We start from the raw sequence: 17,020 nt of genomic DNA, 5'->3' as shown, positions 1-17,020 counted from the left end.
GCGGCGACTACCTCGCCGCGTACCCGAAGGTGGTGCCGGAGGCGGGCAGGCCGCCCTGTCCCGGCTGGTACACGGTGGGCGCCGCGTTGGGCTCGCCGAGGGTCACGTTGGACATCGGCAGCGCGTGGAGCGCGCCGGTGCTGGTCGGACCGTAGGGCATGCCGACGTACAGGTGGGTGCCGGTGAAGTGGATGCTGGAGCCGAGGCGCTGGTTCGCGCCGGGGGCCCCGGGGATGCCGTCGCCGTCGCCGGACTCGATCCACTTGTCGTTGGCGCCGGGCGCGCCCAGCAGCGAGAAGACGTGGACAGCGCCGGACTTGGCCGCGGAGCCGATGGCCTCGTCCGGGAGACCGACGGCCATCTTCATGGTCGCCACGGTGCTCACCGCGCGCGGTGCGGTGTTGATCGCGGTCAGTGCGGAGCCGAAGTGGTCACCGGCCTCGGAGGCGCCGGAGACGTCGTCGTCGTTGGTGCCGGAGTAGTAGTTGGCGAGCTGGGTGTAGGTGCCCGCGGCGGTGACCCGGAAGGTGAGGACGTTGCCCGTCTCCGCCTTGTCGGCGCCGTTGATGCTCAGGGCCTCGCCCGGCGAACCGACCGCGAGGATCGACTCGTTGGCACTCGCCGCGCCGGAGGGGCGGTACGGGGCCAGCGCCAGGGCGGCACCGAAGCGGTCACCGGCCTCGGCACCGCCGGCGACGGTGTCCAGGTCCTGGTCGAGACCGAACAGCGGGGTGGGCCGCTTCTCGCTGTTCAGCGTGTGCGAGAAGACCGCGAGGTTGCCGGCGGCGGCATCGCTGCCGATGGCCTCGTTGGGCGCTCCGATGGCGAGGTGGTTGGCGTCGGCGGCGAGCACCGCGCCGAAACCGTCGTTCGCCTCCACCGCGCCGGGCACGTCCAGCTTGTCCTGGTGGACGGAGACGTTGGTGCCGCCACGCACGTAGAACGCCTCGCCCGCCTTGGCGAGGTCGCCGAGGCCCTCGCCGGGGGTGCCGATGACGAGGAAGGGCTCGCCGGCGGCGGTGGTGCCGGCCACGATGGCCTGGCCCATCAGGTCACCGGTCTCCGGCGCGGAGGCGCTGATGGAGCCGTTGCCCGAGGCCTGCTCGAAGTGGGTGTTCTTGGTGGCGCCGGTGCCCATGCCGCCGGGGGCGCCGTACAGGAGGTCGGCCATGCCGGCGTCCACGGCGTCGCCCAGGTTCTCCCCGGGGACGCCGACGGCCAGGTCGGTGCAGCCGTCCTCGTTGTAGTCGACCGTGTCGAAGGCCTGTCCGAAGAGGTCGTTCGCCTCGCCGGCGCCCGGGACCCAGTCGAGGTCCTGGTTGATCTCGGCGGTGCCCTTGCCGCCGCCGTACACGACGCGGATCAGGCCGGCCTTGGCGTCGCCGCCGACGGTCGCCTCGGGGTCGGCGATCGCGATGTCCTCGACGCCGTCGCAGTTGAAGTCGGTGATGCGGTTGGCGCCGGTCTTGGACGCGACCCAGGAACCGAGGTCGTCGACGCGGGTGGCGACGCCGCCGGTACGGGTCTCGGCGGCGTCGATGCCGAAGCAGCCGCCCTGGTACGAGCGGCTGCCGAGGGCGGCGAGCTGCCCGGTGCCGTTGACCGTGCGGACCAGCGGGCCGCCGGTGTCGCCCATGCACGCGGCCACGCCGTCCTTGCCGGTCACCGTCGCGGTGGTGGCGTCGGCCGCGTCCACCGAGAAGGCACCGGTGTGCAGGTTCAGCGGCGCCCACTCGGTCTTCGAGCGGCCGTAACCGGCGAGCGTCAGCTCCTCGCCGACGGCGGGCGCGGCGGTGGCCAGGGCGATGGGGGTGACGTTGGTGACCGGGCGGTTGAGCCGGGCCAGGACCACGTCGCGGTCGGTGCGGGGCACCAGCTCCACGACCGTGCGGACCGCGCCACCGGTGCCGGTGAGGTCGGCGCGGCCGATGGTCGCGGTGGTCGTGCGGGCCGGCTTGCCCGCGGGTACCGCGAGGCTCTCGGCGGGGTTGTCGGCGAAGCAACTGGCCGCGGTGAGCAGCCACTCGGTGTCGACCAGGACCCCGGAACAGCCGCGGTCGTGGTCCCCGACGACGACCTGCGCCGTGTAGGCGTGCGTGGTGTCGGAGGCGGCGGAGGCGGGTCCCGTCACGGCGGTGGCGGGCACGGCGGTCATGACGAGGGGCCCCGCGGTGAGGGCCGCGACCAGTGCGGCGAGGCGCACGGATCTGGTGTGTCGCATGGTTGAGTTCCTTGGTGGGAGGTCCGGCTGAGGCGTTCGGCTGGGCAGGCTGGGCACTACTTGGAGGTCCTGATCTCCACCAGCAGGTGCTCACGGTTCTGCTCGTCGGCGCTCTCGCCCACCGGGGTCCAGGTGTTCTTCTCCAGGTCGAAGGACTTCTCCTCGTCCCCGACGGTCATGTCCACCTGCGTGTCGTAGTCGTTGCCCCGCATCGAGTACACCGCGGGGATCTCCAGCGTCAGCCAGCCCGAGTCGCCCACCGACTTGAAGCACACCTTCTCCGCGGTCCGCCGCGCCAGCACCTCGATGAAGCCGGTCCCGCCGGCACAGTCCACCAGCGTGATGTGGCCGTCTCCGCGCTTGAGCAGGATGCCCTGCTCCGCCTCGATCCTGTCCGCCTGGGGGTAGTCGAAGTCCTCCACCGCGTACCCCGGGGCGTCGTCGGCGACTGCCACCGACGGGCCGCCGGCCGCGCCTTGGGGTACGGACGCCAGCACGCCCCACGCCAGGGCGCCCGCGGCGGCGGCCGCGATCAGGGTGCGCGCGACGATTCGCTTCCTCTTTCGTGAATTCGCCGCGACAACGACGTTTTCTCTCATGCCGATCCTTAATCAATTCGCGTGCGGCCGAGTGTCCGCATCCGGTCGATATTCCGGGGCGGAATTCACTCACGGTGCCGTCGAGCCTGACCATGCCACGTCAATCGCCTCACCCTGTCCACCCACTGAACCACCGCAAACTGGGCGGCAGTTGAGGAGACGGGGTGACGTCTCTCACGTTTTGCAAAGGTTGTGCGACTTTTCGTGAAGAAATTGTGTGGATCGTTCACCGCATCTCGGGGAGATTACTGACGTCGCCTCACATCCCCATATACGCAATTGATTTCCCCATCGAAGCGCGCTCAAATAGGCACGGCCATCGCACGCATTCGCTGCCGCCACCCACAACGACGAGGACAACTCACCCATGCAGACGATGTTCTGGAGCCGCAGACGGCTTCTCGGCGCGGTCGCGGCCGTCACCGCCGTGGCCGCCTCTCCCCTCACGCTCGCGCGGCCCGCCCGTGCGGTGGACGCGGAGGACCCGGCGGACGGCTCGCTCGTCCTGCCGGACACCGACCGGGCGAAGGTGGTCAAGGCCTGGTCCACGGGCGGCCGGGCCACCAAGGCCGCGGCGGCCTACGCGCTCTACGGCACCGACAGCGACATCCAGACGTTCCTCACCGAGACGCTGCCGAAGGTCGTCGCGGAGGACAACCGCGTCGCCGTCTCCCGGCTCATCTTCCGGGCCGGCAAGGGCACGCGCCGCGAGGCGTCCGCCGCGCTGGACAACGGCGACGCCGCCGTCGCGGCGTTCCTGGGCGCGGGGTACAAGCCCGCCCTGCTGGAGGACCTGGCGGTGACGACGTCCGTCGTGTCGAGCACCGGCGGCAAGGGGGTCAGGCGCGAGGCCTCCGCCGCCCTCGACGCCAACACCCAGCAGGCGCTGGAAGACTTCCTCACCGACGGCCAGTACGACGCCGCTCTGGAGGACGCCCGGGTGCAGGTGGCCACGATGCTGGTCGGCGCCGGGCCCGAGGTGCAGAAGTACGCGGACCGCGCCCTGAGCGGCACGGCGTCGGACGTCCAGTGGTTCCTCGACACCGGCCAGCACATCGCCCGGGCCCGGGACCAGGAGTCGGCGACCATCGCCGAACTGGTGGCCGTGGTCGAGCGGGAGGGCAAGCAGGCCCAGGCCGAGACCGACCTCGCCGTCGAGGCCTCCGAGCGGGCCCTGACCGCCGCTCAGAAGGCCAAGGAGGCCGCGGAGAAGGCCGCCGCCGAGGCCGCCGCCGCCAAGGACGACGTACGCAAGTCCGCCGCCGCCGCCCGGAAGGCGGCAAGCGCCGCCAAGGGCGCGGCGAACGCCGCCCGCGACGCCATCAGCGCCTCCAACGCGGCCGTGGTCGCCTCCCGTCGTGCCTCGTGGGCGGCCGCGGCCGCCTCCCAGGCCGCCGCGACGGCCGGCAACGCCGCCTCCCGGGCCTACAACGCCGCCATCGCCGCGTCGAAGGACGCCGGCAAGACCAAGGCGGCCAAGGACGCGGCCTTCGCCGCCCGTGACTCCGCCGAGAAGGCCAAGACCGCCGCCAGGGCCGCCGACTACGCGGCCGCCGCCTCCGCGCAGGCCGCCAACGCCGGCAGCTCGGCCGCCTCCGCCGCCCGCAACTCGGCGGCCGCGGCCAACGCCGCCGCGCAGGCCGCCGCGGCCTCCGGCGCCGCCCAGTCCGAGGCCAACGAGGCCAAGCGCCAGGCCGCCATCGCCACGACCGCGGCCAACCGCGCCACCAATGCCGCCTCCACGGCCCAGGCACTCGCCAACACGGCCGCCTCCGCGGCGCGCAAGGCCCGCGACGCCGCCTACTCCGCGGCCGAGCACGCCCTCAAGGCCGCCGACGCGGCCGACGAGGCGGTCAAGTACGCCGGCCAGGCCATCGACTACGCCAACAAGTCCACCGCGCACGCCGGCGAGGCCGTCAAGGCGGCCAACAACGCCACCGAGGCCGTGGACGAGGCCATGGCGACGGAGAAGGCCGCGCGGGAGGCCGAACTGGCCCGGCTGGAACAGGACAGGCTCCAGGGCATGGACGAGGCCCGGCTGCTGTCCGAGATCGAGGCTCAGGAGCAGGCCGAGTACGACGACAAGCGCACGCAGGAGGAGCAGACCGCACAGGCCCTCAAGGAGCTGATCGCCTCCGCCGAGAAGGCCCTGTTCGAGACCGGGGACCTGGCGCTCGCCGCCACCCTGGGCCGCCAGGCCGCCACGGGCCTGCTGGAGGCGAAGGGCGCCTGGACGCGACAGGCCGCCCAGTACGCGCTGGCCGGCAGCGACGACGACCTGTACTCGTGGATCGACCTGGACCGGACCCTCGCCCAGAGCCAGGACGACCGGGAGACCGTCCTGCACATCGCCGAGATATCCAGCCCCGCCATCGCGCAGGCGGCGCAGGCGGCTCTGGAGAGCGACACCGCGACGGCGGTGGGCGACTTCCTGACCTCGGGCATGGTCCGGGCGTCGCAGGACGACAGCAAGGTGCAGATCGCCCGCATTCTGAACGACAATCCGGGCAAGGCCGTCACCAAGGCGGCCAACGACGCCCTCGACGCCAACACCCCCGAGGCGATCTCGGACTTCTTCGACCGCACCTACCCGGCGGCGGTGCGCGAGGACGACGCGGTGGAGACCTCCACGGCGCTCGCCAACGGGGGCGAGTACGTCAAGTCGTACGCCGAGGTGGCCCTCGAGGGTCCCACCTGGATGCGCCGGAACTTCGTCCAGGTCGTCCAGTACACGGCGGCCCAGCTGGACCACGACAGCGCCACCCACGTCGCCGCGATCCGCGGGGCGATTGCCGCCGCCGCCAAGATCGCCTACACGGCGCAGGAGAACGCGGCGCTGGCGTCGAAGGCCGCGGCGGACGCCCGCGACGCCGCCGACCAGGCGCAGGAGTGGGCCGACAAGGCCATCGCCTCGGCCAAGGAGGCGGACAACTACGCCGACCAGGCCAAGCAGAACGCCGACGCCGCCGACAAGTCCGCCGCCGACGCGAAGGCCTCGGCGAGCACGGCCAAGGCCGCGGCCGCGACCGCGCGGGGCGCGTCCCGCTCGGCGAACTACTCGGCCAACAAGGCGATCGACTCGGCCCGTTCGGCACTCCAGTCCTCCTACAGCGCGCAAGCGTCGGCGGCCAGTGCCCGCCAGTCGGAACTGGAGGCCGGCCGGGACTCCAGGGCGGCCGCCGCGGCATCCAGCCAGGCGCGCGCCATCGTCGCCCAAAAGCGCGCCGCCGAACAGGCCGAGGCCGCCCGCAAGGCCAAGGAGAGGGCGCAGCAGGAGCGGGAGGAGGGCCGCAACCCCGCCAACAACGAGAGCAACGACGACGTCCACCCGAACGGCACCGGTCCCGAGAAGGAGGACTGGTGGTCGGACGCGAGCTGGTGGGCCGACGCGGCGAACACCGTCAGCATCGCCTCGGGGTTCATCGCCGCCGGGCTCGGTCTGGCCAGTCTGGTCTTCCCCCCGCTGGCCGTGGGCGCGGCGTTCTTCGGTTACCTGTCCCTGGGCGCGGGCGCGCTGGGGTCGCTCTTCACCGGCCTCGAACACGGCTTCACCAGCGGTGAGTTCGTCAAGTCCATCGGCGGGACCGCGCTGAACCTGGCCACCTTCGGCCGGGGCAAGCTCGTCCTCTCGGCCGGCAAGAAGGTGGCCCCGGTCGTGCACAAGGTCGCCGAGGAGGGCAAGGAGCTGGTGTCCTCGATCACCGGCGGACTGTCCAACTTCTTCTGACCGGCGGCGGGCCGGACGCACCGGCCGCCACCGGACGGCACGTCACACCCGAAAGGACAGTCCCACGATGAGACCCTCGTCCCGAATACCGCGCTCCCGGCGCGTGCTTCTCTCCTTGCTGGCCGTACTGGCGCTCGGCGCCACCACCACGGCCATGGTCCCGGCGCAGGAGACGCCGCAGACCCAGGAGCAGCCCGGGCGCCAGGCGGACCGGACAGCCCCGGCCGATCCGGCGGCCGCCACTCCCGGCCCCACCATGACCCGCCCTGCCACGGTGACGCCCGGGGAGCGGTGCGAGCCCACCCGCGCCGGCTCCCAGGAGCGCAGGGCAGGAGCCGTACAGGCCTGCGTCTCCATGAGCGCCACGCCGGTGAAGCCGGCCGAGCGGCAGTCCCTCGCCGCGGCGTCCGTGTCGTCGGCGGCGGCCGCCGCCGACGACGAGGCCAGCTGCGCGATCACCGCCCCCGGAACATGGAAGTTCAACCGCTTCGGCTACTGCGTGACCGGCCTGACCGTGCTGTACGTGCTCAAGGACAGCAACGGCAAGGAGATCGGCACCGGCACGCTGGGCGTGACGACCAGTGCCCTCCTGCCCGCCGAGGGCACGTCGTGGGAGGAGCACGTGACCGTGACCATGACCGGCGCGACCGGGGCCGTCACGTCCCTGACCGCGAAGTTCAGGTCCGCGTGCTCGGCCGGCTGCAAGGCCACCAAGACCGCCCCGTGGTACGGGGGCACGCTGGTCAAGGGCGATTCGCGCAACGGCCGCGTCGCCTATTCCTCCACCCCCGCCGCCGGTACCGAGGTCGAGTTCACGACGTCGTACGAGCTGTACGTGACCTCTCCCGGCGCCCAGATCACGGACCCGAGCGCCTCCTGGAGCAACCCGGAGCAGATCCGCTGCGACGACGCCGTCAGCGACACCGCCTCCGCCGGCACGCCAGGACCCGGCTGCGTGGTGCCCAGCATCATGCCGGTCGTCAACATCGACGCCGCGTCGGGCGCCGCGGCGGTCGGGTACCGGTGGGCCCAGCAGAACCTCGCGGGCGGCTGGGGGCGCGACAAGCCGCTGACCCGGGCGAAGAGCGGCATCGCCGACCGCACCGCGCGCACCTGCGGCGGGTCGAAGCCCTTCCAGGCCCTGCCGGACGTCGTCACGAACGACAGCTGCGGCACGTTCCCCTTCGCGGCCACGCACGAGGGTGGCACGGACGGCGCCCTGTGTGCCGAGATCGTCCTCAAGGACACCGGCGGAGGCTGGGCCGTCCAGCAACTGGGCGGCACCGACCTCGGCAGGTCCTGCGTGCGCGCCCACGTCCCCGCTGGCGACAACCAGGCCGCCCAGAGCCAGCTCTTCGACGGCTTCGTGAACCAGCGGGTCGTGGAAGCCGAGAAGTTCATGGTGGAGATCACCGGCGCGACCGCCCAGCCGCAGGGAGCCTGCCTGCGGGCCCAGCCGAACGGATCGCTCCGGGCCGGCGACGGGTGGATCAAGAACACCACCGACGCCGTCGACCACGTGAACAAGACCACCACGCCGAACGGAGCCGGTACCCGCGCGGCCATGGCGCAGGCCTGCCTGGGGAAGAACCTCGACACGGGCTCCGACGCGTCCGGTGACATCACCGGATGGCAGGACGCGCAGCTGTTCCGCGACACCTACTCGCCGAGCACCGGGCTCGCCCGGTGTCACCTGATCCCCAACATCCTCGGTGGCAAGGGCCAGGTGGTGGACGGCGGACAGAACAACCTCGTCCCCTGCTGGCAGTCCGGCATGAACACCGGCACGCCCAGCATGCGGACCTTCGAGCTGGCGGCACAGAAGCTGGTGAAGGAGGACCCCAACTTCCAGGCGAACGACGCGCTCTTCTACCAGGTGACGCCCGAGTACCAGGACGCCACGAGCACGATTCCGGTGGGGGTCACGATGACCGCTACAGTGCAGCGGGCGGACGGAACGTCCCAGCCGCTGTTTCCCGAGGTCTACATCACCAACACCAAGGGCAACACCGGGACGCTCAACCTCGGGAACTGAACCCGTCTGATCAGCGCCATCGGGAGCCAGTATGAGTCGTACCACCCCACCGCGGCCGTTCGACGTCACCGCGCTCTTCCCTCAACTGGCCCCGCTGGCACGCACGGCGACCCGGCTGCATCCGCGCGCCGGGTCGCCGTCGCGGCACGACAGCTCGGTCGGCGGGCCGCTCCTGTGGCCCGCCGGCGAGCCGTGGCCGTACTGCGACGGCCCGCACGAGTGGGACGGGGTGAACGAGCCGACGTCGGCGCAGGACGTGCGGGTGCAGCGGCGCATCCACGAGGCCGCGGCGAACCGGCCGCACGGGTCCGGGTACACGGACGAGGAGCGGGCGACCCTCGAGCGGATCAACGCCGGCCGCCCGTGGCCCGAGGGTCCGATCGCCATGCTGCCCGTGGCCCAGCTGTACGTGCGCGACGTCCCCCTGCTGCGCCCGCCCGGGCAGGCCGGGGCCGACCTGCTCCAGGTGCTGTGGTGCCCCTTCGACCATCCGGAACACCCGAGGACCGCGCTGGTGTGGCGGTCCGCCGCCGAGGTCACCGACGTCCTCGAGGCGCCTTGCGAGCCGCCCGCGGTCCAGTTCTCCGACTACGTGCCCCAGCCGTGCCTGCTCTCGCCGGAGGAGGTCACCGAGTACCCCCACTTCCTTGAGCTCGACAAGGAGTTGCGGGAGCGGCTGGCGGACTGGAGCAGGTGGCAGGCCGCCGGGGACGCGGTGGACGGCGCCTATGCCGTGGCGCCGCAGGAGTTCTACACGAACAAGCTGTCCGTCTCTCCCGGTTGGAAGGCCGGCGGCTGGTCCCGTTGGGGTCTCACCGACCCCATGCCCCGGACCTGCTCCGCCTGCGGCACCGCGATGGAACCGCTGCTGACCATCGCCTCGACCGAATGGAACGGCGGCACCAAGGACTGGGCCCCCGAGGGGGACCAGGCCCGCGACCCGCTTCCCCCGGGCGTTCCGCCGGCGAACTACACCCGGATCGTCGTCGCCGACGGCTACGCCCTGCAACTCCACGTCTGCCCGGTCTCCGCGGACCATCCGCACCTGGAGCTGGTCCAGTAAGTCCCTTCAGGCGCCCGTCCCGTACCGCTCCCGCAGCTCGACCTTGCGCACCTTCCCGGACACGGTCATCGGGAAGGAGCCCAGGATCTCCACCCGGCTGGGCACCTTGTAGTGGGCCAGCTGCCCGTCGCAGTACGCCCGCAGCTCCTCCAGGGTGAGCGGGTCGGCCGCGTCGCGCGGGACGACGCAGGCGAGGACCTCCTCGCCGTAGCGCTCGTGCGGTACGCCGACGACCTGGACGTCCGCGATCTTCGGGTGGGCGTAGAGGAACTCCTCGACCTCGCGCGGGTAGATGTTCTCGCCGCCCCGGATGATCATGTCCTTGATGCGGCCGACGATCTCCACGTAGCCGTCCTCACGCATCACCGCGAGGTCCCCGGTGTGCATCCAGCGGCCCGGGTCGATCGCCTCGGCGGTCTTCTCGGGCTCCTCCCAGTAGCCGAGCATCACGCTGTAGCCGCGGGTGCGCAGTTCACCGGCGTCGCCGCGGGGCACGGTCACGCCGGTCACCGGGTCGACGACCTTGACCTCGATGTGCGGCAGGACCCGGCCGACGGTGCCGGTGCGGTGTTCGAGGTCGTCGTCCATGCGGGTCTGAAGGGAGACCGGGGAGGTCTCGGTCATGCCGTAGCAGATGGAGACCTGCTCCATGTGCATCTCGGCGACGACCCGCTTCATCACCTCCACCGGGCAGGGCGAGCCCGCCATGATGCCGGTGCGCAGGGAGGTGAGGTCGTAGGAGGCGAAGTCGGGGAGGTTCAGCTCGGCGATGAACATGGTGGGCACGCCGTACAGGGACGTGCACCGCTCCCGCTGGACCGCCTCCAGTGTGGCGGCCGGCTCGAAGGACGGGCCGGGGATGACGATGCACGCGCCGTGCGAGGTGGCTCCGAGATTCCCCATCACCATGCCGAAGCAGTGGTAGAAGGGCACCGGCAGACACACCCGGTCCTGCTCCGTGTAGCCGACGGTGCGGCCCACCCAGTAGCCGTTGTTGAGGATGTTGTGGTGGGAGAGGGTGGCGCCCTTCGGGAAGCCGGTGGTGCCGGAGGTGTACTGGATGTTGACCGGGTCGTCGCAGCTCAGCTCGGCCGCCGCGGCCGTCAGCCGCTCCTGCGGCACGGACGCGGCGCCCGCGGTCAGCGCGTCCCAGGACGGGTCGCCGATGTACACGGTCTCGCGCAGCGCGGGGCACCGGCCGCGGACCTGCTCGACGATGGCCCGGTAGTCGCTGCCCTTGTGCGCGAGGGAGGCGACGAGCAGGGTGATGCCGGACTGCTTGAGGACGTACTCCAACTCGTGTGACCGGTAGGCCGGGTTGACGTTGACCATGATGACGCCGATCCGGGCGGTGGCGTACTGGACGAGGATCCACTCGGGGCAGTTGACGGCCCAGATGCCGACCCGGTCGCCCTTGCTGACGCCCTTCGCCAGCAGTCCGCGCGCCACCTCGTCGACCGCGGTGCCGAACTCGGCGTAGGTCCAGCGCCGTCCGGACGGCACGTCGACGAGGGCCTCGCGGTCCGGGTGGGCGGCGACCGCGCGGGCGAGGTCGGCGCCGATGGTGTCGCCGAGGAGCGGGGTCGTGCCGGTGCCGTGGGCGTAGGAGAGGGCGGTCATCGGAAGTCCTCCTCGCGGTACTCGTTCGTGGAACCGGCCGCCGTGGCCTCGCGCAGTTCGATGCGGCGGATCTTGCCGGAGACGGTCTTGGGCAGCTCGCCGAACTCCAGGCGGCGCAGCCGCTTGTAGGGGGCGAGGGCGTCGCGGGAGTGCTCGAACAGCACCTTCGCGGTGTCCGGGCCGGGCTCCCAGCCCGCGGCCAGCACGATGTACGCCTTCGGTACGGCCAGACGCAGTTCGTCGGGGGCCGGCACGACCGCCGCCTCGGCGACCGCCTCGTGCTCCAGCAGGGCGCTCTCCAGCTCGAACGGGGAGATCTTGTAGTCGGAGGCCTTGAAGACGTCGTCGCTGCGTCCGACGTAGGTCAGGTAGCCGTCCGCGTCGCGGGAGCCGATGTCGCCGGTGCGGTAGTAGCCGCCGGCCATTGCCTCGGCCGTGCGGTCGGGGTCTCCGTGGTAGCCGGTCATCAGGCCGACGGGGCTGCCGGACAGGTCGAGGGCGATCTCGCCCTCGTCGACGCCGGGGGCGCCGCTGACCGGGTCGAGGAGTTCGACGCGGTAGCCGGGGCTGGGGCGGCCCATGGAGCCGGTCTTGAGCACCTGACCCGGGCTGTTGGAGACCTGGACGGCGGTCTCGGTCTGTCCGAAGCCGTCCCGGATGGTCACCCCCCACGCCCGGCGGACCTGTTCGATCACCTCGGGGTTGAGCGGCTCACCGGCGGCGACGACCTCGCGCGGCGGGGTGGCGAGCTGCGTCAGGTCGGCCTGGATGAGCATGCGCCACACGGTCGGCGGGGCGCAGAAGGTGGTGACGCCTGCCCGGTCCATCTCGGCCATCAGGCGGGACGCGTCGAAGCGCGTGTAGTTGTACAGGAAGACGGTCGCCTCGGCGTTCCACGGCGCGAACAGGTTGGACCAGGCGTGCTTGGCCCAGCCGGGCGAGGAGATGTTGAGGTGGACGTCGCCGGGCTTCAGCCCGATCCAGTACATGGTCGCCAGGTGCCCGACGGGGTAGGACACGTGGGTGTGCTCGACGAGCTTGGGGCGGGCGGTGGTGCCCGAGGTGAAGTACAGCATCAGCGGGTCGTCGGCGGCGGTGGGCCCGTCCGGGGTGAAGGCGTCGGAGGCGGTGTACGCGTCCTCGTACGGCTGCCAGCCGGGTGCCGACGCGGCGCCGCCGACCGCGACGCGGGTGTAGTCGCCGGGCACCGCGTCGAACTTGCCGGTGTCCGCACAGCGGGCGATCACGTGCTTCACCCGGCCGCGGTCGACGCGGTCGCGCAGGTCGGCGGGGCCCAGCAGGGTGGTGGCCGGGATGACGACGGCGCGCAGCTTCATCGCGGCCAGCGCGGTCTCCCACAGTTCGGCCTGGTTGCCGAGCATGACGAGGATGCGGTCCTCCGGGCCGACGCCCCACTCGCGCAGCCGGTTCGCGACCCGGTCGGAGCGGGCGGACATCTCGGCGAAGGAGACCCGGACCTCGGCGCCGTCCTCCTCCACGATGTGCAGCGCGGTGCGCTCGTTGCCCTCGGCGATGACGTCGAACCAGTCCAGCGCCCAGTTGAAGTTCTCGGGTCGGGGCCAGGTGAAGCCCTCGTAGGCGGCGGTGTAGTCCGCACGGTGTTCCAGCAGGAAGTCCCGTGCGCTGCGGAACAGCTCCGTGGCCGTCGTCATCTGTCCTCCTCTGTGCCGGACCTTGCCGGGCGGCTCTGTGCCATCGTGTAATCCGTGATGCAGGTCTCACTACCCCCGAACGGGGGTGTGCGTCCCGGGACGGGCGCGAGGGAGGGCGGAACGAGTGGCGGTGGACGCGGTCGACGCGGCGGAGATCCGCGGCGCGCTGGCGCGGCTGCGGCGCGCCACCGGGCTGCCGGTGGCCTTCGGCGGGCTGCTGGAGTCCGGGCGGCGCCAGGTGCGCATCAGCGAGCTGAGCGGCACCGCCACGACCGCGCTCCGCGCCCTGGCGGTGACCTCCGGCAACGGCCTGGGCGGCAGGGCGGTGGCCCTGTCGCGGCCGTGCGCCGTGACCGACTACTCGGTGTCCCGGCAGATCAGCCACGAGTACGACCTGCCCGTCGCCGCCGAGGGGCTGCGCTCGGTGCTCGCGGTGCCGGTGGTCGTACGGCGCCAGGTGCGCGGCGTGCTGTACGGCGCCCTGCGCACGGCCCAGCCGCTGGGCGACCGCACGCTGAGCGCGGCCGTGGCCGCGGCCCGGGACGCGGAGCAGGCGCTGGTGCTGCGGGACGAGGCGGGCGAGCTGCTGGCGGCGGCCCGGCCCCGGGCGGCGCACGACCCGGCGGGCGCGGCGGCCTGGGAGCAGGTGCGGGAGGCGCACGCGGCGCTGCGGGCGCTGGCGCCCAGGATCACGGACCCGGCGCTGCGGGACGAACTGCTGCGCGCGTGCGGCCTGCTGGCGGCGGGGAACGCGCCCGCCCCGGGGCCCCGGCTGGCTCCGCGCGAGGTGGACGTGCTGGCCTGCGTGGCCGCGGGCGCGACGAACGGGGTGGCGGCGGAGCGGCTCGGGGTGGGCCCGGAGACCGTCAAGAGCTATCTGCGCTCGGCGATGCGCAAGCTGGGTGCCCGCACCCGCGGCGAGGCCGTCGCGGCCGCCCGCCGGACGGGGTGGCTGCCGTAGGGCGCGGGCCGGGCCGGGGATTTCTCGCCGGAGTTTGTTTTCGATGCCCTCACGTTTGTAATTTGGCTCACCTCGCCGTCCCTCCGTAATGCAATGAGCCGTTGCCTAATATTGGCCCGGACACGACACACGGAGGGGAGCGGTCACCGTGCGACGGGACTTCGCGGAGTCTGCCGGATGCCGCTCCGACCTGGTCATCGGGCGGGAGGAGTCGTTCGGCGCGGCGCGTGAGCAGCTCGCCCGGGGCGGCAGTGTGTTGCTGCACGGGCCCGCCGGAATTGGAAAGTCGACGGTCCTGCGGACCCTGGCGACGGAATACGCCCGCACGGCGCACACCGTGCTGCGCTGCTCGGCCACCGAGTCCGAATCCCATCTCCCCTTCCTCGCCCTGGCCGACCTCCTGGGTCTGGTCCTCGCGGAGGTGTCGGACGCGCTGCCCGCCGCCCAGCGCACCGCGCTGGAGTCGGCGCTCACCGGCCGCGGCGAGTCCACCCTCCAGCGCGACGGTCTCGCGCTGCGGCTGGCCGTGCTGTCCGCGCTGCGCGCGCTGGCCGCCGAGGGGCCCGTCCTCGTCGTCGCCGACGACCTCCAGTGGCTCGATCCCGCGAGCGCGGAACTCCTCGGCTTCGCCGCCCGCCGCCTGGGCGACATCCCGGTGCGGCTGCTGTGCGCGGTGCGGACCGAGGGCCCCGAGACGGAGAGCGCGGAGTACGACCGCCATCTGCGCGCCTCCCCGCCGGACACCCGCGCCGTGCGCCTGGGCCCGCTGACCCGCGCCCAGGTGTCGACGCTGCTCGACGAGCGCGGCTACGCGGGCCTGCACCGTTCCACGGTCCGCGACATCCACCGCACCAGCGGCGGCAATCCGCTGTTCGCCCTGGAGCTGGGCCGGGCCCTGGCCGAGAGCCCCGCCGCACCGCGGCCGGGCGAGCCGCTGCCGGTGCCGACCTCGCTGCGCGCCCTGGTGCTGTCCCGGCTGGAGATGCTGTCGGACGAGGCGCGCCGCACCCTGCTGGTGGCCAGCGCCGGCGCCCGCCCCACCCCGGCCCTGCTGCACGCGGCCGGGCGGGACGACGCCGAGGCGGAGACCGCCCAGGCGGCGGCGCTCGGGCTGCTGGCGCCCGACCCGGAGGGCCCGGCCGTACGGTTCGCGCATCCGCTGATCTCGGCCGCGCTGTACGCGGAGGCTCCGGCGGCGGAGCGGCGGGCCGCGCACGCCGCGCTGTCCACGGCGGCCTTCGACCCGATCGAGCGCGCCCGGCACCTGGCGCTGGCCACCACCGGCACCGACCCGGAGGTGGCGGCCCGGCTGGCGGAGGCCGCCGCGCTGGCCCGGGACCGGGGGGCGCCGTCGGTGGCCGCCTCGCTGGGGCTGCTCGCCGCCCGCCACACCCCGGCGGACAGCGCACCGGGGCCGGACGAGCGCCGGCTCGCGGCCGCCGAGGACGCGATCACCGCGGGTGAGCCGGACCTCGCCCGGGACATCGCCCGGGAGGTGCTGACCCGGGCCACCGCGCCCGGCGGGCGGGTGCGGGCCTGGATGGTGGTGATCGAGGCGGCCGGGCAGGCCATCGGCGAGGTCGACGCCGTCTTCCCGCAGGCCCTGGCCGACGCGGGCGACGATCCGCGGCTGCTCGCCCTGGTCCACTACCAGCTGGCCTGGCGCTCCCTGGTGGTGCAGGGCGACTTCGCCCAGGGCCGCCAGGAGGCGGCGCACGCGGCCCGGCTGGCGGCGCGGGCCGGGGACCGGCGCACCGAGCTGCTGGCGCTCGCCTTCCAGGCGCAGGCCGAGACGCTGATGGGGCATCCGGGCGCCCCGGCGACCATCCAGCGGGCGCTTCAGGAGCCCCAGGACCCCCGGGTGGCGTGCCATCACAACGGTGCCGGGTCCTCCCGGTTCCGGTGGCTGGTGATGAGCGACCGGCTGGCCGAGGCGCGGACCACCGTCACCGCGCTGCTGCGCGAGGTGCGCAGGCGCGGCATGGCCGAGAGCGAGGTCCACTACCTGCGTTTCCTCGCGGAGACCGAGCTGCACTCCGGCCACTGCGGCCGGGCGCTCGAGCTGTCCCGGGAGAGCCTGACGCTGGCGCGCGACGCGGGCATCGGCGAGGGTGCGGGCGCGATGCAGGCCGCGCTCGCCGAGGCCGCGGGCGGCGACCCGGACCGGGCCCTGGAGCTGGCGCGGGAGGCGGTGCGGCGGGCGGAGGGGGACGGCGACGCCGTGTACCTGTCGCGGGCACTGGCCGCGCTCGGGCACGCGAACCTGGCGGCGGGCGACGCGGCGGCGGCCGTGCGGGCGCTGCGCCGGGTGCGGGAGCTGGAGGCCGGCGCGGGCATCACCGACCCGGCGCGCGGCCGTTGGCAGGGTGATCTCGCGGAGGCGCTGGTGCGCACCGGGGAGCCGGCCGAGGCGCTCGACGTCATCGAGGTCACCCGCGCGCACGCGCTGCGGCTCGGGCGCGGGAGCGTCCTCGCCGTCCTGGACCGGGCCGAGGCCCTGGTGCGGGCCGCGCGGGGTGAACACCGGGCGGCCATCACGCGGTTGACGTCGGCACGGGAGCGGCTCGCCGAGCTGGGGTTCGGCCTGGAGGCGGCACGGGCGGTCTTCGCTCTGGCCGAGCTGCACGCCGAACGGCCGGGGCGGGCCCCGGAGTCGGCGTCGTACGACGAGGCGGCTCGGCTGTTCCGGCGGTGCCGGGCGCTGCCCTGGCTGCGGCGGGTGGAGGCGGCCGTAGCGGCGCGGGCGGCCGGGCCGCCACCGGTGCGGGCCGCCGAGCCGGACGGTCTGGCGGGGCTCGCCTCGATGGAGCGTCAGGTGGCCGCCCTCGTCATGGAGGGCGCGACCAACCGGGAGATCGCGGCCCGGCTGTTCGTCAGCGTCAAGACCGTCGAGGCGACCCTGACCCGGGTCTACCGCAAACTCGGGATCCGGTCCCGGGTCGACATCGTCCGACTGGCGGCGGGCCGGCGACCCGAATGAGAACGGCCGGGTTTACCGGCGGTAAACCGAGGGTTTTCCCTGCCCGACTCCCCTAGGGGCTTCCCTCATTGGGCGGTCCCGACCGCCGGTTCTAGCGTGAACACGTGCCGCTCGCCCGGGCATACGGGGGTCTGTCCCGAG

General features: G+C 73.2%; 9 protein-coding genes. 5 read left to right on the top strand and 4 right to left on the bottom strand.

Annotated features, from left to right (window positions below):
• Positions 1–7: 7 nt before the first annotated feature.
• Together ACGH7X_RS31365 and ACGH7X_RS31360 are read right to left on the bottom strand one after the other, a co-directional pair.
• The gene (locus ACGH7X_RS31365) at positions 8–2,221 is read right to left on the bottom strand and encodes a trypsin-like serine protease (RefSeq protein ID WP_399891411.1); all 2,214 of its coding nucleotides are present in this window, start codon (positions 2,219–2,221) and stop codon (positions 8–10) included.
• 56 nt (positions 2,222–2,277) lie between these two features.
• Positions 2,278–2,820 (bottom strand): hypothetical protein, encoded by a 543-nt coding sequence (locus ACGH7X_RS31360; protein ID WP_254394723.1) that lies wholly within the window; start codon positions 2,818–2,820, stop codon positions 2,278–2,280.
• Positions 2,821–3,187: 367 nt separating this feature from the next.
• Here ACGH7X_RS31360 and ACGH7X_RS31355 point away from each other — a divergent pair, with 367 nt between their 5' ends.
• The 3 genes from ACGH7X_RS31355 (at position 3,188) to ACGH7X_RS31345 (ending at position 9,645) form a co-directional block, all read left to right on the top strand.
• The gene (locus ACGH7X_RS31355; protein WP_399891408.1) at positions 3,188–6,547 is read left to right on the top strand and encodes an ALF repeat-containing protein; all 3,360 of its coding nucleotides are present in this window, start codon (positions 3,188–3,190) and stop codon (positions 6,545–6,547) included.
• 67 nt (positions 6,548–6,614) lie between these two features.
• Positions 6,615–8,582 carry a DNA/RNA non-specific endonuclease gene (locus ACGH7X_RS31350; RefSeq protein ID WP_399891406.1) on the top strand — a complete coding sequence of 656 codons (1,968 nt, stop codon included), beginning with the start codon at positions 6,615–6,617 and terminating at the stop codon, positions 8,580–8,582.
• Positions 8,583–8,613: 31 nt separating this feature from the next.
• Positions 8,614–9,645 carry a hypothetical protein gene (locus tag ACGH7X_RS31345; protein WP_399891403.1) on the top strand — a complete coding sequence of 344 codons (1,032 nt, stop codon included), beginning with the start codon at positions 8,614–8,616 and terminating at the stop codon, positions 9,643–9,645.
• A 6-nt stretch (positions 9,646–9,651) separates the two neighbouring features.
• On the opposite strand, the gene lbuL is transcribed toward ACGH7X_RS31345, so the two are convergent.
• Both lbuL and ACGH7X_RS31335 read right to left on the bottom strand, forming a co-directional pair.
• Positions 9,652–11,265 (bottom strand): linear/branched/unsaturated fatty acid:CoA ligase LbuL, encoded by a 1,614-nt coding sequence (lbuL, locus tag ACGH7X_RS31340; protein WP_399891401.1) that lies wholly within the window; start codon positions 11,263–11,265, stop codon positions 9,652–9,654.
• Entirely contained in the window at positions 11,262–12,938 is a 1,677-nt protein-coding gene (locus tag ACGH7X_RS31335) for an AMP-binding protein (RefSeq protein ID WP_399891398.1), read from the bottom strand. The genes lbuL and ACGH7X_RS31335 overlap by 4 nt, the downstream gene beginning before the upstream one ends.
• 124 nt (positions 12,939–13,062) lie before the next feature.
• Between ACGH7X_RS31335 and ACGH7X_RS31330 the strand changes: the two genes are divergently transcribed.
• Both ACGH7X_RS31330 and ACGH7X_RS31325 read left to right on the top strand, forming a co-directional pair.
• Positions 13,063–13,899, top strand: a complete 837-nt coding sequence (locus ACGH7X_RS31330) for a response regulator transcription factor (protein WP_399891395.1) — start codon at positions 13,063–13,065, stop codon at positions 13,897–13,899.
• Between the two features lie 148 nt (positions 13,900–14,047).
• The gene (locus ACGH7X_RS31325) at positions 14,048–16,879 is read left to right on the top strand and encodes an AAA family ATPase (protein ID WP_399891392.1); all 2,832 of its coding nucleotides are present in this window, start codon (positions 14,048–14,050) and stop codon (positions 16,877–16,879) included.
• Positions 16,880–17,020 lie beyond the last annotated feature (141 nt).

The sequence above is a fragment of the Streptomyces sp. BBFR51 genome (genome assembly GCF_044591655.1).
In the GTDB taxonomy this organism is placed as follows: Bacteria; Actinomycetota; Actinomycetes; order Streptomycetales; family Streptomycetaceae; genus Streptomyces.
This window is presented reverse-complemented; position numbering and strand designations above follow the sequence as displayed.